20 protein-coding genes are annotated in these 21,740 nt (G+C 33.5%); 3 read left to right on the forward strand and 17 right to left on the reverse strand.

Annotated features, from left to right (window positions below):
• Positions 1–29: 29 nt before the first annotated feature.
• From LAB100_RS01330 to LAB100_RS01390, 13 genes are all read right to left on the reverse strand, one after another.
• Positions 30–1,379 (reverse strand): C40 family peptidase, encoded by a 1,350-nt coding sequence (locus LAB100_RS01330; protein ID WP_119326314.1) that lies wholly within the window; start codon positions 1,377–1,379, stop codon positions 30–32.
• Between the two features lie 195 nt (positions 1,380–1,574).
• A complete protein-coding gene (locus LAB100_RS01335) occupies positions 1,575–2,234 on the reverse strand; it encodes an NAD(P)H-binding protein (RefSeq protein ID WP_119326313.1) in 660 nt (219 codons plus the stop codon).
• Positions 2,235–2,247: 13 nt separating this feature from the next.
• Positions 2,248–2,598 (reverse strand): cyclophilin-like fold protein, encoded by a 351-nt coding sequence (locus tag LAB100_RS01340; RefSeq protein WP_119326312.1) that lies wholly within the window; start codon positions 2,596–2,598, stop codon positions 2,248–2,250.
• Between the two features lie 35 nt (positions 2,599–2,633).
• Positions 2,634–3,377: an SDR family oxidoreductase gene (locus LAB100_RS01345; protein ID WP_119326311.1), complete on the reverse strand. Its 744-nt coding sequence runs from the start codon at positions 3,375–3,377 to the stop codon at positions 2,634–2,636.
• A 43-nt stretch (positions 3,378–3,420) separates the two neighbouring features.
• Positions 3,421–4,059, reverse strand: coding sequence for an NAD(P)H-binding protein (locus LAB100_RS01350; protein WP_119326310.1), 639 nt, complete (start codon positions 4,057–4,059; stop codon positions 3,421–3,423).
• 14 nt (positions 4,060–4,073) lie between these two features.
• Complete coding sequence (locus LAB100_RS01355) at positions 4,074–4,463, reverse strand: hypothetical protein (protein ID WP_119326309.1); 390 nt, start codon at positions 4,461–4,463, stop codon at positions 4,074–4,076.
• A gap of 223 nt (positions 4,464–4,686) precedes the next feature.
• Entirely contained in the window at positions 4,687–5,085 is a 399-nt protein-coding gene (locus LAB100_RS01360; RefSeq protein WP_119326308.1) for a type II toxin-antitoxin system death-on-curing family toxin, read from the reverse strand.
• Positions 5,082–5,336 (reverse strand): AbrB family transcriptional regulator, encoded by a 255-nt coding sequence (locus tag LAB100_RS01365; RefSeq protein ID WP_119326307.1) that lies wholly within the window; start codon positions 5,334–5,336, stop codon positions 5,082–5,084. Before LAB100_RS01365 ends, LAB100_RS01360 begins: the two co-directional genes overlap by 4 nt.
• A gap of 50 nt (positions 5,337–5,386) precedes the next feature.
• A complete protein-coding gene (locus LAB100_RS01370; protein WP_119326306.1) occupies positions 5,387–6,181 on the reverse strand; it encodes a DUF2399 domain-containing protein in 795 nt (264 codons plus the stop codon).
• A 13-nt stretch (positions 6,182–6,194) separates the two neighbouring features.
• Positions 6,195–9,299, reverse strand: coding sequence for an SbcC/MukB-like Walker B domain-containing protein (locus LAB100_RS11635; RefSeq protein ID WP_246001204.1), 3,105 nt, complete (start codon positions 9,297–9,299; stop codon positions 6,195–6,197).
• The gene (locus tag LAB100_RS01380; RefSeq protein WP_246001205.1) at positions 9,292–10,302 is read right to left on the reverse strand and encodes a hypothetical protein; all 1,011 of its coding nucleotides are present in this window, start codon (positions 10,300–10,302) and stop codon (positions 9,292–9,294) included. The genes LAB100_RS11635 and LAB100_RS01380 overlap by 8 nt, the downstream gene beginning before the upstream one ends.
• Before the next feature lie 17 nt (positions 10,303–10,319).
• On the reverse strand, positions 10,320–11,801 hold the full coding sequence (locus tag LAB100_RS01385; protein WP_119326305.1) for a hypothetical protein: 1,482 nt from the start codon (positions 11,799–11,801) through the stop codon (positions 10,320–10,322).
• Between the two features lie 195 nt (positions 11,802–11,996).
• Positions 11,997–14,699: a cation-translocating P-type ATPase gene (locus LAB100_RS01390; RefSeq protein ID WP_119326304.1), complete on the reverse strand. Its 2,703-nt coding sequence runs from the start codon at positions 14,697–14,699 to the stop codon at positions 11,997–11,999.
• Positions 14,700–15,324: 625 nt separating this feature from the next.
• Between LAB100_RS01390 and LAB100_RS01395 the strand changes: the two genes are divergently transcribed.
• Both LAB100_RS01395 and LAB100_RS01400 read left to right on the forward strand, forming a co-directional pair.
• Entirely contained in the window at positions 15,325–15,912 is a 588-nt protein-coding gene (locus tag LAB100_RS01395; protein WP_119326303.1) for a site-specific integrase, read from the forward strand.
• Between the two features lie 64 nt (positions 15,913–15,976).
• Positions 15,977–16,585, forward strand: a complete 609-nt coding sequence (locus tag LAB100_RS01400) for a hypothetical protein (protein ID WP_119326302.1) — start codon at positions 15,977–15,979, stop codon at positions 16,583–16,585.
• Positions 16,586–16,770: 185 nt separating this feature from the next.
• Here the strand turns inward: LAB100_RS01400 and LAB100_RS01405 are convergent, their stop codons facing one another.
• Positions 16,771–17,763, reverse strand: a complete 993-nt coding sequence (locus LAB100_RS01405) for a zinc-binding dehydrogenase (protein WP_119326301.1) — start codon at positions 17,761–17,763, stop codon at positions 16,771–16,773.
• Positions 17,764–17,810: 47 nt separating this feature from the next.
• Complete coding sequence (locus LAB100_RS01410) at positions 17,811–18,617, reverse strand: hypothetical protein (protein WP_119326300.1); 807 nt, start codon at positions 18,615–18,617, stop codon at positions 17,811–17,813.
• Positions 18,618–18,807: 190 nt separating this feature from the next.
• Between LAB100_RS01410 and LAB100_RS01415 the strand changes: the two genes are divergently transcribed.
• On the forward strand, positions 18,808–19,467 hold the full coding sequence (locus LAB100_RS01415) for a helix-turn-helix domain-containing protein (RefSeq protein ID WP_119326299.1): 660 nt from the start codon (positions 18,808–18,810) through the stop codon (positions 19,465–19,467).
• A 17-nt stretch (positions 19,468–19,484) separates the two neighbouring features.
• On the opposite strand, the gene LAB100_RS01420 is transcribed toward LAB100_RS01415, so the two are convergent.
• Both LAB100_RS01420 and LAB100_RS01425 read right to left on the reverse strand, forming a co-directional pair.
• A complete protein-coding gene (locus tag LAB100_RS01420) occupies positions 19,485–20,732 on the reverse strand; it encodes a CAP domain-containing protein (RefSeq protein WP_162894190.1) in 1,248 nt (415 codons plus the stop codon).
• Positions 20,733–20,866: 134 nt separating this feature from the next.
• Entirely contained in the window at positions 20,867–21,733 is an 867-nt protein-coding gene (locus LAB100_RS01425; protein ID WP_119326297.1) for a DegV family protein, read from the reverse strand.
• Positions 21,734–21,740: the final 7 nt, after the last annotated feature.

The raw sequence follows: 21,740 nt of genomic DNA on the forward strand, positions 1-21,740 counted from the left end.
AATTCAAGATAGATGTTTTTTTGTTATTATTAAAAAATTCTGACACCAAATGATGGTCTAAAACTTGATAAAATTGAATCTATTTTTACATTTGTACCTGGACGTAAAGCGTTCAAGTATTGATTATTTCCTAGATATAAAGCCACGTGATAACTAGCACCTGGTGTACCCCAGAATATAAGATCCCCACGTTGAATATCATTCATAGAAACTCTAGTCCCTGCAGTTTCTTGAGGAACAGTCCAGGCACCAATATTTTGACCCGTTACCTGACGGAAGACATACTGCATTAATCCTGAACAATCAAAGTTATCAGGACCTTTACCATTCCAAACGTATGGTTTACCGAGCTGTTGTTTTGCAGCAGAAATTACTTCTTCAATAGCCTGTGATTTTGACTTACCATTTAAAGAAATTGGATCACGATTAAGAGTTAAAGCTGAAACATTAGTTGACGGTACCCAACCGCCATTACTTACTTCATACCAAATAGTATTGCCGTCTTGAACGGTTGAATCTACCTCTAACAATGCTCCGGCACCAACATCCTTAGTTTTGCCAGCAGAAAAACTACTATCCTTATATACACCAGAATCTTTGTTAACTTTAACAGCAGCATAGTTAGGGTCCCAATTTTCGGCCGCATTTTGGTCAAAGCTTTCATTAGTGATTTTAGTAAAACCACCTGATATCCATTGATTGTTCCCTATCATATACCAAGAATCTCCATTAGTATCGATCACTTTCTGGGAGAACTTCCATTGTGTTCCATTAGTGAGTTTTTGGCCAGTAGCAACTTTGTTACTTCCATAGCCCTGGTAAACGTCAGTTCCTTGACTTGACGCATAACTTATTTCTGCAATACCAGTATTTCCGATTGTAACTGCTGTTGAAGCATCATCACTATTGATCCAAGAATCATTAGATACTTGATACCAAGTTTTACCATTGAAATTATCAATTCGATTGTAACGCCATTTACTATATGCAGCTAAAGCATTTCCAGAGCTCTTATAGTTGCCATCTTGGTAACTAAATACAGCTGCTTGGTGCGTGCCAACATTGATAACTCCAGACTCATCTTGACCATGTTGAAGCTGAACATCCCCTGCTTTTACAAATTCATTAGTAGCTACTCGATAAAGTTTACCTAATTGGTCAAATTCTACTTCTTCATCAGTTACCCACGGAGTGTTATTAGCCAAAGCACGATTGGTTATAACTTTGCCATTTTCGTCATACAAACGTGCCATTTTTAATGTCGTAACAACTCCCTTAGTGTTGTTAATCACACCATCAGCTTTAACAGTAGTTGTCAGTGATAAACCACCAATAATACTGGCACTGATCAACAAAGATGCAAATATCTTCTTTTTCATATTTTCCCCTTAAAAATAAATAAGTTTATATCAAACCAAGTTTATTATTATATCTTGTTGAATTCAATGCTTTCCTGATTATAGAGAATATTTAGGGAAATAAAAAATCTCTTCCAATGAATAGAATTTCTTCTAATTCTATTTTATCCAAGATGCTGATTAATTTATATGATGATATCAAGGGTTTTTACGTGTTTAGAGGTCATGTTCAATTTCTCGAATATAATGAAGCATATTATCTGTACCAGGTTTACTGATACCAAAACTTTCACGTTGATATCTCTCAGGATCATTAATGATTTTAATAACGAAGTCAGCAATACTACTCCGAGAAATCATGGTTCCTTTAAAAGTTTCGCCTTTTTTGGTTAACTCGTAATTTACCTCGGTGTCGTCGGTCATATAGGCAGCACGGATAATAGTATATGATAGTTGACTACTTTCAATAATCTTGGCAGCACGTCTCGTATCTTCTTTTGAAGCATGTCCAACATAATTTTCAACCCATGAACCAAAGGGATCAGGTACTTCGTGATAAAGTCCAGATCCAGTTACCCAGATTAATTGTGTTACTGAATTTTGTTGCATTGCGAAAACGATGTTTTGTGCCCATTGTTCCATTTGACCATTGAGGTTGGCATAAACTACATCCTGATCAGCAATTACTTTTATCAAAAAGTCTTTGTTGCTGACATCCCCTTCAATTACAGTTACATTATTGTAATTCTTTAACGAATCCAAACGATTAGCGTGTCTTAAAACCAAAGTTAATTGATAATCGGGATTATCCAAAAGTCTTTTCTCTACGATACGAGCAATCTTACCGTAAGCTCCTAAAATCAATACTTTTTTCATATAATGTTCTCTCCTATTCTATAGAGAATTCTATATCGGTATCTCCCAATTGATTAAAGAAGGAGATGTCATCTTTAATATGACCAATCTTTTGTAGATCGCCGATTACTTCACCAGTTTGTTTATAGAAGATGACAAAGCTATGGCGCGGTGTCCAATAGGCAATGTCACCTACTTCGTAGCCGCTAGTTTTGGCTTTCTTGGCGGGCAATGCTGTTTTAAAACGATAAGTCATTTCACGTGAGTAGAGATTCATCATTGATACTTTTAGTGGAAACCGAGCCATGATAGCTCTAGACGTATCGTTGTCGTCAAAATCGGCAGTCAATTTTTGATTATTAATAATTAATTTTACTTTTGTCATTTATTTTCTCCTCATATGGTTATTAGTTATAATTATTATCCTTGTTTTGTAGGATATACGGTGAATTCGTTAACATTAACGTCTTCTGGCTGATCAATGGCAAAGTTTACAACACGTGCAATGGCATCCGGTGTAATACCAACTGATTTATATAGCTTATCCATTCCCTCTTTGGAGCTCTCATCACTGATATGTTGTAGTAATTCAGTATTGATAGCGGCGGGATAGACGGTAGCTGTTCTAATATTAGTTTGCTCTTTGGCACTTTCCATACGAATAACTTCCATCAAGTTTCTGACCGCAAATTTAGTTGCTCCATAAACACCTGAACCAATAAAACTCTTTAATCCAGCGACTGAAGAAGTTGTGATGATTTGACCATGTTTTTGAGTAGTGAAATCAGGCATAACTGCGGCCACACCATTTAAAACACCTTTCAAATTAACATCAATCATCATATTCCATTCTGCAGTCTTTAAGGCACTAATTGGTGATGTAGGCATGATTCCAGCATTGTTATAAATGACATCGATAGCGCCAAACTCTTTTTTAGCTAAAGCAACTAAAGCCTTCAAGTCATCAGGGTTAGTAACATCAGTAACTCTATATGCGGCTTGACCACCATTTTCTTTGATATCCTGACTGATTTCTTGTAAACGATTTTCACGTCTAGCTCCTAAAACGACTTTGGCACCATTTTTAGCTAACAATTTAGCTGTTGCTTCTCCAATACCTGATGATGCACCTGTAATTACGACTACTTTATTTTCAACTGACATATTTATACTCTCCTATTTATTTAATTTATTATTTTTGCAATTTTTAGTAAAATGATGGTTTATCCCATTCAGTATTAGGTTCGACTACACCAATGCTCTCCGACCTATATAAATCAGGCTTGGCAATGATATCGCTAATCAATTTAGCAACTGCTTGTCTAGTGATTTGAGTTCCCTTCATAGGTTGACCTTGCGGAACAATTTCATAACTATAGTTGTTATCTTGGTTGTACAACCAAGTCATTCTTAGAAATGTATAATCCAAATCACTATTATCAATGATTGCCGCAGCTTTTTTGATATTGGCATAATCGCCCATCATTCTGGCATTCCATTTACCAAACTTACCGGCAACTTCATCATAAATTCCTAACCCGCCCGCAACAATCAGACGTTTAACATTCTCTTCCTTCATGACTTTAACAACATTTTGATTGGCTTCAATAAAATGCCCCGTTGCCATATAGACGATATCCTGATCTTTTATACCCTTTCTTAAATCTGATAGATTATTCCAATCACCATCGATCAAAGTGATCTGTGGATTTTCTTTATATTCAGTCAATCTTTGTTCGGCACGTCTAGCAAATAAAGTAATTTGATTGTCAGATTTTTTCAGTAACATTGGAATTAAGTATTTCGAAATGTTGCTTGTAGCTCCTAATAAAATAATTTTTTTCATAAAGCTCTCCTATCCTATTTTTTATTCAAAATGTGGTGATAATTAACTACATCGATTTTCTTAACATCATGTTTATCAAAAACAATTTTTTCTCCATAAGGTGCCAAGTTGATTGTTCTTTTGCCAACAATTTTCCATGTGCCTGAATAAATGTTTTTGACACCGTGTTGATTCTCATTCCACTTATGATTTTTGTGAAAAGTTATTTTTTGATGAAGATTTTTGTTATGATGATTGATCCAAACACCGACCACATCTTTGTCCCTAATTTTTTTAACTGTCGAAATATGACTCGTGTTCTTAGCGGCCAAAGAATCATCACTAGGTCCAAAACGAAAACTAATAAACATTAGGATACCAACAAGGATAATCGTTGATAAAACTCCTTTAAACTCTTTGTTCATATCATGCTCCTTCTTAATGATTCGTTCTTGATTACAAATACTAGTATAATAGCTTAAAAAAATATTTGAAGAATCCGATAATTGAACCAGTATTAACTTATACTTCATACTATATGTAAATTAAATTTTGGGTTTATTAGGTATTTTCATTGAAAAAATTAGCAAAGTTAGTCCTCTAAGACAAAACATTATCAATTTTAAGCAAAAAAAGAACCTCTCCTAATTATTGGAGAGGCTTAGAATGGCTCTTTAACCATTCAGCTAAAGAAACCATTATAGAATCATTATCCGAACCATTAGTTACATTCAATATTAGTGATTCACCATCGTCAGTTGAAAAGTTCAGTTCAATCCCATTTATACTAAGAAATGTTAATCCAGATAAAAGTGCTGTTCTCTTATTTCCATCTATAAATATATGCTTTTTGGTAATCTTCTGAATAATAAAAGCAGCTTTGATCCAAATATTGGGATATAATTCTTTTCCAAAAACAACCTGCCTGGGTTGATTGACTACTAAATCTAATCCTTGAGGGTATTGAATACCAATAGACTTACTATTTGAGTGTTTTAGCACTAATTCATTAATAGCTACAAACTCTTCTTCAGTCAAATAAATCATAGATTTTCCAATCTTTTCATCAAATCAGAATGTTTGTCATACAATTTACTAGCAGTTTCTAGAACATTGGGACGTACTTTTTCAATCTTTTTAAAAGTTATTTCTTTACCATCCGGTGATACAATTTTTTCAAAATGAGTGTCATTATCAGCATCGAGGAATTCCCTATCCTTTTTTGAAATTCTAAAAGCATATGAATTACCATTTTTAAACATTTTAACATTTTGTTTCAAATCAGCTGGATTAATCATTTGCATCGCCTCCTCGTGTGTACATTATACATCATAATACATACAGATGACTATTTTTTCAACCATTCTGGGATGTATTGTTCGTAATCACTAATTAGCTGTTCCTGTTCAACAAATTTTTCTAATGCACTGATCGATTCCATTTCCTTTAGTAAAATTTTATTGGCTATGGGAAGCTTTGTTGTACGTCCAACATCATTTTTACCATATCTAACTAACCAATCAAGGACTCTTTCTGGGGTTTGGATAGAAAATAGGGTAGTATGTAATATTGAAGAAAGGTGGTCAGCAATTCGTATGCCCTCACTATCTAAATCTCCCAAGTAAGTCATTTCGGTATTTTTTGAAGTCAACATTCTCAAAAAATCATTATAAGTCTTGTTAAAATCATTTCCCGATTGATTTATTAATGGCCAATCTGGATGTAGTTTGTATAACCAAATAAAGACACCATTATTTTCAATAATAATTACCTTTTTAGAGTTGATTTTGAAAAGTTCAGGGCTTCTCATTTGCCAAGGATTTAGAGTAATTGGCTGTGGTAGATTGGTTTCAATTAAATTGGCAGTGACAATTGAAGTTCCAATCAAATTAGAACTCAATTCGTTTATTGGCTTGTCTTTAAAAAAATAATTGATTACCCAATGATAGTATTTATAAATTTCAGGATTTTCACCTGAATCATTGAGAGTATGTGCGGTAAAGCCCAAATTTACAGCCTGTTGTCCACGTGGTGGTAATGGCATCCCCTTTTCGATATGATCGAAGAGTTTATCTAGTTTAATTGCCTGTGGTTTTAATATTTTTCCAGTTTTTTCTTGGTAAGTTTTCAAATATTTACTCATCTTTTCACCTTGTTCATATTAGTGCTGGTCGAACAATATTCTTGTGAAATTTACTATCGTTCTTTTTAACTGGTGCTATAACATCGTAAGCTATGTTATCAACTCCATCGGCTAAAATTTTATTTTGAGACCCACTTGGCATAGTTGCTAGAAAATTGAACCCAAATTGATCGATAGTTCTGGCAAAGGATTTGGCAGTTTCAGGGTCTAGTTTGTCAGCAAATTCATCAAACATAACTAAATGTGGAGCATCTGATTTTTTTGATCGATGTAAAATCATTTTTGGAACAAGTAACAATGGCAATACCATAGCTTGTGCCTTTTCAGCTCCAGATCCACCTGACTGCACAAATTTATCATCGACTAATTCGAATTCCCCAATTTCCGCTTGTTTACGGTGAATCCAAATTTGAAAGTCTGACCACTGTCTAATGTCTAATAGTTGATAAGCTCTTTCCATGAATAATTCATCATCATCTGCTACATCCGTATCATTAGCCAATCTCTCTAAACGATTTTGAACTTCTCTTAACAAAGTAGGACGCTTACTTAATGATGTATCTCGTGCCTCCTTAATTACTTGCTCATCAACATCTTTAGGCTTCAATGATACTTTCAATTGAATACCATGAGTCTGTTTTACTCCTTGAGCCAGCATATCATTATAGCCGTCAATCAATTCATATTGATCAGAAATCTGATGAATTGCTGCTTGAAGATAAGTTATCTGGGCAACTTCGTTTCCGGATTTTAATTGTTTCAAAGATTTTTCAACTGCAGAGTGATCATTATCCAAAATTGTCTGTGCTTGATTAATATCAAAAGAGACTGTAATTAGATCATTTTCATAAACTGATCGATTTTGTCTCATTAAACTAGATATATCATTGTACCCTCGATCTTCGAATAATGTATCTAAAGCATATGGATCGATTCCATCTCTATTGTTAGTACGAATTAATTTGGAAATTTTTGTTGATAGTTCTTCATATCTATAATTTTTAACTCCATTGCGATGTTGATTTAAAAAAATCATCGCATCATCTATATTGTTTATCTCAACATCCTCTATTGCATATGGTTTAAGTGATGTTATATAAGATTCAGCTTGTTCTTTTGTCTCGTTAAGTGATCTTGTTAGCTCTTTATTCTGATTTTCGAAGTTCGAAATATTAGTGGTTTCAGTAGTAATCTTTTGATTCAAATCTGTTTCTGAATGTTGGTATTTTCGTAAATTGCTTTGAGCCTTGTTGAATTTATCATTTAAGAGTGGATCGACGACTAAGATGGTAATTTCTTGGTTAATCTTTTGTACTTTAGCTTTTTTTGCTTCTAAATCAAAATCTTTGAATTCATCTTCTAAAGTTTGTTTTATTTTAGAAATATCTTCTTGAATATGAATTAAATCTGAGTTTTCATCTTTTAATTGTGAATCCTTCTTCTCTAGTTCCTTATTCAATTGTGTTAAATACTTCGAAATATCATCTAATTTTTTATATAGATTGGAATCTCTTAAAAATTCCTTGAGATCAGGATTATTGGACAGTAAATCTAATTTTTTTTGCTCCAAAACCGCATAACGAGTATTCATTTGAGCGGCACCAGCATTATGAACTTCTAAGTTATCTTGATGTAATCCATTTCTAATCCTACCAACGACTGGACCATTTGTTCTTAAATCAATTTTTACATCCATATTTTCACGCATATTAGTTACGATTTTAATATCTTCATTCAAATGAATTTGACTATCAACGATGTTTTGGTAATCTTTTTGGAGATTTTTCATTTTATGTAGATAATGTTTCATCTTCTCTAATTGGTTTTTGAGATTAATAATTGTTAAGTTAGTATCCAATTGCTGAAGACCCTTTGTTTGTTCAATGGTTTTATTCTTAATAGAAGTTAAGTTTTGATTTAAAAGATTCTTTTCACTTTCAAACACTTGAATTCTTTTTTGACTCTTATCAAGTTCCACTTCTTGTTTTCTTAAAGAGTCAATTGTCTCTGAGTAATTTTTCAATTGCTGTTTTAGTAATTTCACTACTGCAAGTTTATTTTCACGTTGTTCCGTAATAGATTTTTGTTTAGCCTTTTGTTCCTGAAGTTTTGAAACAGTTTCAGAGGCTTTTTCTAATTGATATTTTAATAATTTCAGTTGATTAGAGTAAACTGAAAAATCTTTTTGTGCTTTCTCTTTTTTGTCATTTAATTCGTTTATTTGCTGAAGAAGCTTAGAATACGGATCTAAGTAACGCTCATTCAAACGATTGAAATTTCTCCAGAATATCTCTTTTTTCAATCGCTTTAACCGATCTTGTCCACGAGAAATACGTTCTAACAAGGCTCTTTTTCTGTTTACCCCTCTTTGCGTAGCGGCAACAGAGCTAATTATCTGACTATCAATTCCCTCCTGTGCATTCTTCATAGCTTCTAGAATGGGTGTCAATCTAGCATTACCTGCAGTTAAAATTGGAGATGCCAACAGTCGATATGTGTTAGCCAATTGGTGTAAGCTTCTGATATCAGTAAAGCCATAAATATTTTCGGCAATGTAACTTTGGAACTCACCGAGTTGTGAAAAAACTCTAAAACTATTGCCCAAAGCAGCATTTATTTTTGTGAAAGCATCTTTTTCAAGTGCTAGATTATTTTTGTCAGTAGTCATTAGCACTAATTCCTCGTTAACATTGTTACTAGTTGCAACGAACCACCAGGTAGGTTTTCTATTTTCTCCAACCGCTCTATGAGCACCAATACCAATGATTACTTGCCGTGATTTAGACTTCAGAAGGACGTAACTGTAACCGGTTCTTACCTTCATAGCTCCTTTTCCCCAACCTAATAACATACTCTCAAATGTTCGAGTATCATTTTTTGAATTACGAGTTGAGGTTTTCTCAATCTTATCGGTTCCTTTAGCTGGATTAAAAGATGGTGTAGCAATTGAACCATCAACAAGCATTGGAAAAAAGCAATTGGCCAAAGTAGTTTTTCCAGCTGCATTCTCACCAATCAAAGTGAAATTACCTCTTTTAGAAACAGGAATGTCAAGTTGGATATAATTATTAAAATTTCTCAAATGAAAACTTACTGGCGTCAACATTTCTTTATTCATCATCATTACCTCTATTATTTTTTTCAATTGAAAAGCGTTGAATTAATGGTGTTGGAAAAATAAATTCATTTTTAATTTTAATTAACCCAAAGTCCATTAGAGCTTCTTTTACTGCTGAGAGTGCAATTGAATTCTTGGGAAATATTATTCTTGTTTGTTCTTTGATTAGATCATTTAAATTATTTTCACTCACCCCAGTATGAATTGCCTTGGCTACCGCGATTGCTACGACAGATGGCTTGGACTTTACTTGTTGTCGTTTAGTATCCAATAATAAGGCATAATTGTCCCCTATTTCTAAATCAAAGCGATTTAAATTTTTCCAAGATTGACTAATTGAGTCTTTATGATCCATTAAATAGTTCCATAAAGTGAAATTAGACTCCCGGCTTATAAATCGACTATTTAGTAGAAGACGATTTAATTTTTGTTCGTCGTTTAAATCCAATTTTTGGTGAATAAGTAATTGGTTAACGATGGCTTGAGCCACTTGATTGAAATTTGAATTGACGTTCCAATATTCAGCCACTTCCTGGCTTTGATCGCTCTGTGTTAATTCTGGATAGTCCAAAGTAAAAAGTTTAAAGCGATCAACAAATAACTGGTTAATAATCCGCCTTATTTCTTTTTCATCTAAGTCGATTACTTCGCTGTGAACCTGGCGAACAATAGTCTGAGTTAACACGGATCGATCTTTTTGATTGGCTTGTAACTCGGGCAAATTAATAACTGCCTTCAATGTCGCAAGTAGAACATGAATATTTTCACTATTTTCATATTCATTACCAAATAATAATAAAATATTCTCTTGAACATTTTCTGGAGCCACACCAATTAAATCCTTTAAATAAAAATTAATTCTCTTTTGAAATTGGGGTTTCTTCATGGATTTAACGGCATTAGCTACTTCATTTGTTGGTTTATATGGTTTGCTGGTGAATAAGCCTGTATCTAAGAGTTGATTAATAACTAAACGTTCAGGATTATTAAGTTGAATAGTCACATTAATTCTCGCTTTCTTTAAAAATTAAAATAAAAGCCACTTGGTAATTGAACGCTATATTGTTCTTTTTTACAGTGTATCCAAATCGCTTTTGATTCAATGATTCTTTTGACTGATTTAACAGGGCGACCAAATGGAGCAAAACTTTCATAATGATTATAATTAGTGGCACTGTATAAACGAATTATTTCATCCCTTGTCAATAAGTTTTCTAATTCTAAATTACGATCAACTCGCCCCTTTTTATCACTAATCATAACTAAATTTTGAAATTCTTTTAATGCATCAGCGTAATTTTCGATGATTTCATCATCATTAGCAACTTCAGGATTATCTTCAGCAGTAGCAACTTGTCTAACAAATGAATTAGCTTGATAAATAACTGGACCAAGAGTCCCAGCTTCCAATAAATCATTTGAGTCAGAAATTTCTCTATCCTGTGCCAAGTGTCGAGGTAATTGAACTGGCATCGAAATATTTTGATAGTGAGTTAAAAGTTCATCAATTTGTTTTGTCAATTGCTTAACATCAATCGTTTGAGCATTGATATGGTCGTACTCATCGCTCAATAAATCGATGGAATCCTTAATCGTATTAAAAATTAGATAAATTGAATCAAAATTGCTATCAATCCCAGTGGAGGTTGGATCAAAGCTGTTGGATAAATTTTGTAACTGTGTTTTAACATAACTCTTATCACGATGTATTTGAACAGACAATTTTATTCGATTATCAATGGCTTGATCAATTTCTAGGCTATCTTCGCCTTGACGACTTCTAGCTACTTGATCTGGAAAAATACTATTACGATTCAAATCTCGAATAACTGGTCCTTGAGAAATTAATTGCTTATAAGCGGGGACTGCTTTTTCTGTCAACATTTGATTTAAATGTTCAGCAATTTTTCCGCCATGATTAAAGGCTAAGTCATTCGATACTTCTTCTAAGTTTTCGCTTAATTTATGCATTCCTTTCATCACGTCGGAATATGCAGAAACCATGTTATAAAAATCATTAAATAATTGAGTGTGTGAAGTATCTAGATGTTCAGAATTCAATTTATTTAACAAATCACAGTACTCTTTGATTCTGGCAGTATTGGCAGTGACTGTTGATTCAGCGTCAAGAACTTTAGGGAGCATTGATAAATATTCAATTCCTTGACTAGTAATTCGATATACAGGAGCATTCTGCATATGATAGGCTCCGCTTGTCATTCGAACTCTGATTTTTCTAGGTGACACCTCAATAAATTTGGCATCTTCTTCTAATGTTTTTAAAATATTTTTGATTACGGCATCGGTAATTAAATTTTCCTCACTTTCGCTATCTAAGTAATTGGCATTGTACTGTTCGACTAAAAATCCTAAGGTCTGTGGAATATCTGCACTGGCTCGATTTCCATAAAGAATAGTTAGGATATTCCATCCTGCCAATGGATGATCACGACTTTTACCTAAATTGGTTGCTAGCAATAGATTTCTTAAATCACTATTCATATCAATTTCTCCAATGAATTATTTATAGTTTCAGTATGACTAATGAACTTGTCTAATTCAATCGTCTGTTCAAATAAGTAAATTTAGTTAGGAAATAATTGATTGAGTTATAAGTGGACAATTAAAAAATCCCATTTAAAGTCAGTAAAGTATTTGTCTGACTTTAAATGAGATTAATATACTTAGAATTTTTGTTTAATAATTCTTTGATATGTGGCGTTGAACAAATTTAACAATTTCAACAATACCAATCATCATTAGTCCTGCTACGAGAACAATCGACCATTGTAAGAGCATTAATTTCGTTACATGGAAAAGACTATTAAATCCCGGTACGACAATTGTCACTGCTACCATAATGAAAGAAGCTAATACTCCAATATTAAAAAACTTATTTTTGAATGGATGAACTTTAAAAATTGATTGATATGTTGATTTAACATTGAATGCATGGAACAGCTGAATCAACGCTAAAGTAGCATAAGCCATTGTCAAAGCATCGGCGTGGATTGCCTCACTACCAGTATGAACTGGATACATGATAGCCAAGCCATAGACACTTAGAGTAATTAATCCTTCAATAATTCCCTGGTAAACAATAGAAGATCCGATACCGTTGCTCAAAAAACTGGATTTACGTCCCCGTGGCTTACGATCCATAATTCCCGGTTCTGTTGGTTCAACTCCTAATGCAATCGCTGGAAAAGTATCAGTTGCTAAATTAATCCAAAGTAGTTGAACCGGCAAAAGAATATCCCATCCGAGTAGGGTCATGATGAAGAGTGTTAAAACTTCACCTAAATTAGCTGACAGCAAATATTGAATTGATTTTTGAATATTAGAGAAAACCTTTCGTCCTTCCTCAACTGCTACGATGATGGTTGCAAAATTATCATCAGCTAGAACCATATCAGAAGCGCCTTTAGAAACTTCAGTACCAGTGATACCCATTCCAATACCAATGTCAGCTGATTTCAAAGCAGGTGCATCATTAACTCCATCACCTGTCATAGCAACAACTTTCCCTTGATCTTGCCAAGCTCTAACAATTCTTACCTTATGTTCTGGTGAAACTCGAGCATAAACTGAATATTGACTAACCTTTTTATCAAATTCTTCATCACTCATTTTATCTAATTGAGCGCCAGTAATAACGGCCTTATCATCACCTGCCTTAATAATTCCCAATCTTGCAGCGATAGACTCAGCATTATCCTGATGATCACCAGTAATCATCAAAGGACGAATCCCTGCTTTTTTAGCATCGGCAACTGCTTTTTCTACTTCAGGACGTTCAGGATCAATCATTCCCACTAATCCCGCAAAAATTAAATCGCTTTCAATGGTTTCAGAAATTATCGTAGCGGGAATTTGTTCAATAATTTTATATCCCATCGCCAAGACCCTCAAAGCTTGTGATGCCATTTGTTTATTTTGCTTTAAGATTTCTTTTTGATTAATTTCAGTAAAATCACGAACTTCATTTGGAGTAGTTTGAATTCTAGTAACTCTTTGTAACAACATATCTGGAGCTCCTTTAACAGCTACTAAGAATTTACCATCTTTCAAGCGGTGAATTGTTGACATTAATTTTCTTTCCGAATCAAAAGGCACTTCCGATACACGGGGCTCTTTCTTTAATTCATCTTCAACTTGATATTGATGGTCAAGGCCAAATTGAATTAAAGCTGTTTCGGTGGGATCACCAATCAAAGTGCCATCATCTTGAACTTTAGTATCATTACTAAAAGTCATAATTTGTAAAACTTTATCTGCTCCTGAAATAGTATCTTTAGCATCTTGTAAATGCCCATATTGATAAACTTTTTCAACTGTCATTTTATTTTGAGTTAACGTTCCCGTCTTGTCAGAGGCTACAATATCTGTACTACCAAGTGTTTCCACCGCTGGCAGCTTCCGAACAAGGGCTTTTCGTTTAGCCATTCTAGTTGTACCCAAGGCCAAGATGACAGTTACAATAGCAGGTAATCCCTCTGGAATTGCAGCAACAGCTAAAGAAATTGCCACTAATAGCATTTCTATAATCAATGCATTTGTCGGTAATCCAGAATTATTATTAAGTATTCCTACTACAAAAATTACTGTTGCAATAATTAAAATTAACCAAGTTAAAACCTTGCCCAAAGAATTCAAGTTACTTTGTAGAGGTGTAATGTTCTCTTCACTACGATTTATCATGCCAGCGATATGACCAACTTCAGTATTCATGCCAGTGCCTACGACAATTCCTTGACCGCGTCCATAAGTGACATTGCTATTCATATATGCCATATTTGTTCGGTCACCTAAAGGAATATCTTCATCAAGTAATTGTTCTGTTTTCTTCTCAACAGGTACTGATTCACCAGTTAAAGCTGATTCTTCTATTTTCATTGAAGCTGAATCGGTTAATCGAATATCAGCCGGAACGATATCTCCAGCTTCTAATAAAACCAAATCACCCACAACTAGATTTTCACTACTAATGGTAGTTATTTTTCCGTCACGCATAACATGCGCTTCAGGAGTAGACATTTCGCGTAAAGCGTCAATTGCTTCTTCAGCCTTGGATTCCTGAAAAACACCAAAAACAGCATTAATAATGACAACCGCTAAAATCAATCCGGCATCGGCCCATTCTTTGGCAACAACGCCCGAAACAAAGGCAGCAACTAATAAAACAATAATCATGAAATCTTTGAATTGATTAAAGAACCGCTGAACCAAACTTTGTTTTTTAGTTTGTATTAATGTATTGGAGCCATTTTCCTGTAAGCGTTCTTTGGCAACTTTCTCTTTGAGGCCATTAATACTTGTATTCAAATCCTTTAGTAATGAAGCTTTATCAAGTGCATAGTATCGATACTTTTTGTCGGTATTCTTAGCTTGTGTTTTCATTGATAAAATCTCCTTTTTAATTTTTTTATAAAAAAAGACTTGCACACAAATACTTGTGTACAAGTCTCACTGTTTAAAACAAAACCAGACTTTAAGTCTTGCTGACGATTTTGTTACAGATAAAATCCTGCCAGTTACTCCCTTGTCTTTGGTTGTAATTATACGTGCTATGAAATAAGAAAACAAACGATAACCGTATAAAATATTCCAATTGTCTAGTATATTTAATTGGAACTTTTTTGTATTGATTTATATATTATTCGATATTTTCATTATTACCTGTTAAAAAGAAATCCTAATGAGTCTTTTTTATTGTTCAAAATCAGTGATGCTGACAGGCGCGTTCTACGAAACAAGAATGTATAGTTGGTAGTCAAAAGAATGAACTAGGCCGTAGAATTAAGATTCATTAAAATCGCCTTTTTTTACCAAAAACAGGGGCTATTTGTAAGAAATAGCCCCTGCAAAACATTGACTTATCAAGCCAAAAAAATTACAATTAATACCTAGGGTCTATTTATTCAATATACTAAATAATAGCCCCCATAATCAAAAAGCCTATTAAACCGGCATTTTAAGTAATTGAGTTCTAAAATTACTATCAATTGTTCTGAATGGAGAAATAATGAAACAATTAGTTTTACCAATCAAAGACAGTAACATTTTAAGTGAAGTTCAAGATACGTTATTACGAAATTTTAAATACGGTCGCAGAAATTATACGATCTTTCAAACTGGGAAGGCTACCCTACTTCGAGTCTCCGATGTTTTGACTTTGAAGTACGACGACGTTTTTGACAAATACGATGAATTAAAGAAAACAGCTTTTATTCATGATAAAAAAACTGGAAAGCCTAATACCTTATATTTGAAACCTATTACTCGTGATCTATTGATTTATCAAAAATGGCTGCTAGAAAATAAGGTGAATTCCGAATGGCTGTTTCCATCAATGCAACGACCTGAACGACATATAACTGAAAAGCAATTTTATAAAGTAATGTCTAAGACTGGAGACTTGCTGAATATTAATTATCTGGGTACACATACAATGAGAAAGACCGGTGCTTATCGTGTTTATGTCCAATCGAACTATAATATCGGTCTGGTAATGAGATTATTGAACCACAGTAGCCAACAGATGACTTTGGCATATCTGGGTCTGGATCAAGAATCACGTGAAGCAATGCTTGATCAAATTGATTTCGGATAAACAAAAAAATATCATATTAGTATTTGATTACTATTAAATACACTTGAATAAAAAGGAGTAATTAATGTTAAAAACGATATTAAGCTTTCTTCAAACATTTTTTTATATAAATATTGAAGGACTTGGCTGGAAAATTGTGTTTTACCTCTTAATTATATTGGTACCCTTATTATTTTGGTTTAAAGATAATCGTTATAAATACGAAAACTTCTTGGTTAGGGTAATAAAGTCCGACGAGTTTAATAAAATAAGCTACGAAATGAAAGTTGAATTACAGTATAATTCAGACGATATATCCAATGTAAAAAGAACATGGATATTCGGATCTAACGAATTTCCATCAAAAATAGAATTATTCGAATATAATATTGGTTCAGATAAGGATTCAGGATTTCTGTCGAAATTAATTAAAAAATTTCACAAAAAAACGTATGAAGAGTCCTATAAAAAAATCACTAACTCTATTACACTTGATCCAGGAAACTTTGTAGCTTTTAACCTCACTACCTCGGAAGGGCTTCCTGTATATAGAGTAAAAGTAGAAATGAATGGAATGATTGCTTGGATTGATATACATTATCAATTACGATACAATACAGACACGAATGATCAGAATAGAATAAAGTTTAAACAAACTTTTATCTCGTTTTTAAAGAGTAAAATTGCCGAGTAAATAATCATTTCAGTTTAATTAAAAAGATATATACAAAAAACAATCTTCAGATTTCTAAAGGGTTTGAGAAGATTGTTTTTTGTATATAAAGTTATCTCTCTCCAAAGTTACATAACATTAATTAAAATAAGTTGTTTAAAATTAAATTGTCTAATCCTAAAAATATCAATTTTCATCGACTATATTTACTTTAAAATCTTAACAACAATTTTTCCAACCGTATCGTGATGATACAGTTTTTCCAGTCCACTAACTAATTGATCGAATGGCAAAATTTCAGTAATACAAGGATTTAATTTTTCCTGTGCAACTAGATTCAATAATTTAGTCGCTATAATTCCTAAATCTCTTTTTTGAGAGTAACTGTTACTTCTATGTGCTCCACCTAGATTCAAAGCACTGATAGTAATACCCTGCTGAGCAAGAAAATTCTGATCAATCGATTCTGGAGCTTCGTTGATCCAAACTAATTGTCCGTTATAAGCCAGTCGTTCTTCAATATCTGTTTTTGCTTCACCACTGACTGTATTCAAAATCAAATCGACGCCAACTCCATTGGTATACTTCATAACCTCGGTAGTTACATCTTCTTTTTTGTAGTCAATTATTTTGTCAGGATGAAAAGATTTAACAAATTCTATCTTGGATGATGAAACTGTGGTAATTACAGTTAAGCCCATTAACTTTGCCAATTGAATCGCAATCAAGCCAACACCGCCCGCACCAGCATGGATCAAAATATTTTTCTTACCGGTTAAATTCATTTTTCGAAAAATAGCTTGATATGCCGTCATGGCTCCACATAACATAGCTGCAGCCTGCTCAAAAGAAACTTTATTAGGAATTTTGGCTAAACAATAATCGGGAAAGATTGCGTATTCTGCAAAGGTTCCATCGTTTACTAAGTTATTGTGTCCCGAAACGCGCTCACCAACTGTAAAATCTGTGACATTTTTACCAACAGATACTACTGTACCAGCAGCATCCAAGCCAAAAATATGCGGATATTCAAAATCAGATGATGGTGATCCAATCAATTTATAATCGACTGGATTCAAACCAATACTATCTACCTTAACCAAAACTTCGTCAGGCTTTGGACTGGGAATTGTCGATTCATGTATTTTTAAATCTTCTAAGCCAGCCTGTTTTGGGGAAGTAAAACTGTATCCTTGCATTTAAAATCCTCCTGAATTATTTAGTGTTATTAAATATGATAATACAACTAGGAATGATGTTTCATTTCAATATCAGTTAACCAATTACTAAATTCAACCAATAAGTGAATTGCGTGTTGGTTGATGAAATAATTTGGCATCGATGCGGGAAACTCAACTTGTAGTCTCGCATGAAAAACACCATTGCTAGATGTCATTAAATGTCTGACACCACCAATCACAAGTCCAGAATCATTTTTTCCAGTTCCTGCAGACTCAAATTGAAAATCGGGATTAGGATTAGTCTTTAGTCCTGATTCATCCCCATAAACGAGAGTAAATTTATTTGCAATCCTTGTGCCACCAGTCATTTCAACGACCGTTTGACTAGTATCTGAGCCACTGCTGTAGAAATGGTTCGGATTAGCCTTAAAATTGTAAAATTGGTTTTCTTCACTATTTACGGTCATCATCTGATTAAAAGTATCAATAAAAAATTGTGAATCAATATCAGTATCTAAATAAAGATCCGCGACAGAGACTTTTCGCCGTTGAAAAGCTGTTTTTACCCCAGCAATCGTAGCTAAGTTTCCCAGTTTCAATTGTTCTGAAAGCCGTCTAGATAGTGTTTCTTGACCAATAGCCATTTTAAAAGTTATTACAGATTTCTTTAAATCAAGATATGGCAAATTTAAATCTAAATTGGCATTAAACAATTTATTCAACAATGTGGCTGTCTTTTTATATTCTCTGTATTGCCAGTCAGTTAAATCTTCTTTTGAAAAAGCCTTGTTTCTAATAATAAAATTAAAAGGTAATTGATCATACATAGATTCAGCATTTTGAACATTATCATAAATGTCTTTTTCTAGCATTAGCTTTCTCCAATCTTTGTATAACATATATATTAGAACTTTAATGCCTTATTGCATATCCTAAGTGCAAAGATTCATAAACCAATTTGTCATAGTATGTAATTTTCTCTTATAATAAATTTGAAACACAGTAATCGACAAACAACTCTATCTCACTTAGATTAGGATTAAGAATTAGGAGTAGATACTCATGCAGCTTTCTAAAAAGATAAAAATATGTCGCCAAGAAAATCATCTAACTCAAGCTGAATTTGCGGACTCTTTGAATGTCTCCAGAAAAACAGTTTCTGGTTGGGAAAATGATCGTAGTTTTCCTGATATAACAACATTAATTAAAATCAGTGATAACTATGATATTTCATTAGATAGTTTATTAAAAGATAGTGGAACTGTTAATTACTATCAAACTCAAATTGAGGGTAACATTAAAAATCAAAAAAGAATTCTTCCATTATATCTGATATTAATGGCAAGTTCTATTCTGCTTTTCATACAATTCCTAACAGAATGGAAGTTGCCCTTTCATATTGTCATCATTGTCTTTTTGATTACTTTGGTGTCCTATCTAATCAACTACCCGTTTAACAGAAGAGCTAATTCAATTGGCAATTTAATCAAATTATCGACCTTATTTACGATCATATTTATTGTTAATGCTACATTATTCGTCGTAACCGGGAATCTTGCAACGTCAAATGATGTCTATTGGAATTATGGAATTATTATCGGTTCCATCTTTTTAAATTTCTTACTTAGTTTGGCCTTTGTTATTTTGATTTCATTCATACCAAGAAACGTTACAGACTTCATAAATGAATTTAACCGCAAAAAAATAAGCCATCATAATTGATGACTTATTTTTTATTCTTAAAGTTGAGCCAATTGATTTTGTTGAATCCAAGCATTAGTACCGATACGGTACATCTTTACATTTGTCAAAGGATTTGTGGCACGTCTGTCAACGATCCATTGAGTTCCAGCAGCTACTGTTTGACCAGTATAAACACCAGAATCATTATAAACTTTAGCAGTTGTTGTTGCTTTAACTGTTGTACCAGCTAAGAATGTTGCCCATGGGAGTGCATCCTCAGCAGCAACGAAACCATTGGTACTTACATGATAGTAGAAATTACCATCGATAATTGCGATAACATCTGAGATCCATGATGAATTTGGTGCTAATTCATAATCAGTACGTTGATTACCATAACGATCGTAAACTCTTGTAAGCTTATCCTTAGTAGTTACACCACCACGAATATCGGCTGTCTTATAGTTATCACGGTCTTGATAATCAGCGCCAGTTTTACCGGCATCAGCAACATCATATTTTGACACATTAGCGTAATCATTTTCGTTAGTTAAATAGTATGAATAAATATCGCTGGCATCATATTTACTGTGTGCTGCTTGGTCATTTCCCATTTCCTGTGAAAAGTAAACCATACCATTGCCGCCAACACTGACACCAATTCCAACATAATTAACATAAGGATTCAGCATGTTCTTTCTGTGACCATAATTTGGTTCAGGATCATATGTTTCACTGTAAAATTCATGTGTGATCTTTTGGGCAATAGTTGCGGGATCAATAGTACCCAACATTGAGTAAGGCATTTGAGCAATGTTTTCTTCAGCATCTAAATTATAAGGATACATATATGCAGAGTTCCAACCAGCATGATTATCAACCCCAGTATTGGTAAAACCATCAGTTCTTGACTGTGCATATGAATTTAAAGTATTAACCGAAGTAAGTGCTGAAAGGCCATTTTGAGCACGTAAACGATTCAATTCAGTTAACATTGCTGACTTAACTGCTGCTACATCAATATTATTATACTTAGCCTGAGTTGTAGCCACACTATTATTAGAATCAGTAGCATTTGAGTTGGCAGTAGTTGCGTTATCCTTTGAATCCAAAGTGGTATTATTAACAACTTGATTATTCGTATTATTGGTGTCGTTAGTAGCAGTTGCTACATTGGTATTAGTAGTAGTCGTAGAATTAGTATCTGCGGTTACATCAGCATACGCAATATTACCTCCTAAACTTGTTGCAAGAAGCGCACTTGCAGCTACTAAAATAGCTGCTCTCTTAGTCTTAGAAAACATGATACTTCCCCTTTTCATCGTGAAAATAATGGTTACATTTATTTTAACTCAATGGGTATATTAATAAAGCATTAATTATAATAAATATTTTATATTAATCTGGAAAAATAAAAAAGCCTTACGGCTTTTTATAGTTATGATTTATCAAAATCCCTAATCCAGGCAATGGCAATGGCACCTTTACCCAAATGAGCTCCAATAACGGGGCCGAAATATGAACGGTCTAGTGTAACGTGAGGGTACTTTTCATGAAGTTCTCCCGCCCAACGATCTCCAGCTTTGGGATCATCAGCGTCAATAACTAACAATCGTAATGGATGTGTTGCCTGATCCATAGCTATTGCAAGTTTTTCTTCGGCCTTTAATTTGGCTTTTTTCATGGAGCGGACTTTATCATAAGCCACAATTTTATGACTATCATTGTCAAATTCCAGTAAAGGTTTAATATTTAATACAGTACCAATAACAGCAGAGGTATTAGATAATCTGCCACCTTTAACTAAATTTTTCAAATCATCAACGACGAATGATTCACCAATTGAATCTCTCAGCGTATCAAGACGGGCAATGATATCATCCAATGGTTTATTTTCTTGGGCCATTCGTGCAGCTTCTTGAGCCAAATAGCCCATCAAACGCACTGTGATCTGAGAATCGTAAACAACGACGTTAATATTATCAATTGTTTGAGCAGCACTTTTAAGATTATTTACAAAACCTGAAATAGTGCTTGCTAAATGAATCGAAATTACGGTATCATAGCCTTCTTTAGCCAGTTTATCGTATATGTTCATCATTTCACCAATCGAAGGTTGAGCCGTTGAAGGTAATTCTGGTGATTCTTGTAATAAATCATAGAATTGGGATGTAGTAATATCAATATCTTCACGATATGTTTTAGTATTAAATACTACTTCTATCGGCACAACTGTTATATTATATTTATCGACGATTTCTTGTGGCAAATAAGATGTACTATCTGTTACAATGGCTATTTTCATAAATTTA

The organism is Companilactobacillus musae (genome assembly GCF_003967595.1).
Lineage (GTDB): Bacteria > Bacillota > Bacilli > Lactobacillales > Lactobacillaceae > Companilactobacillus > Companilactobacillus musae.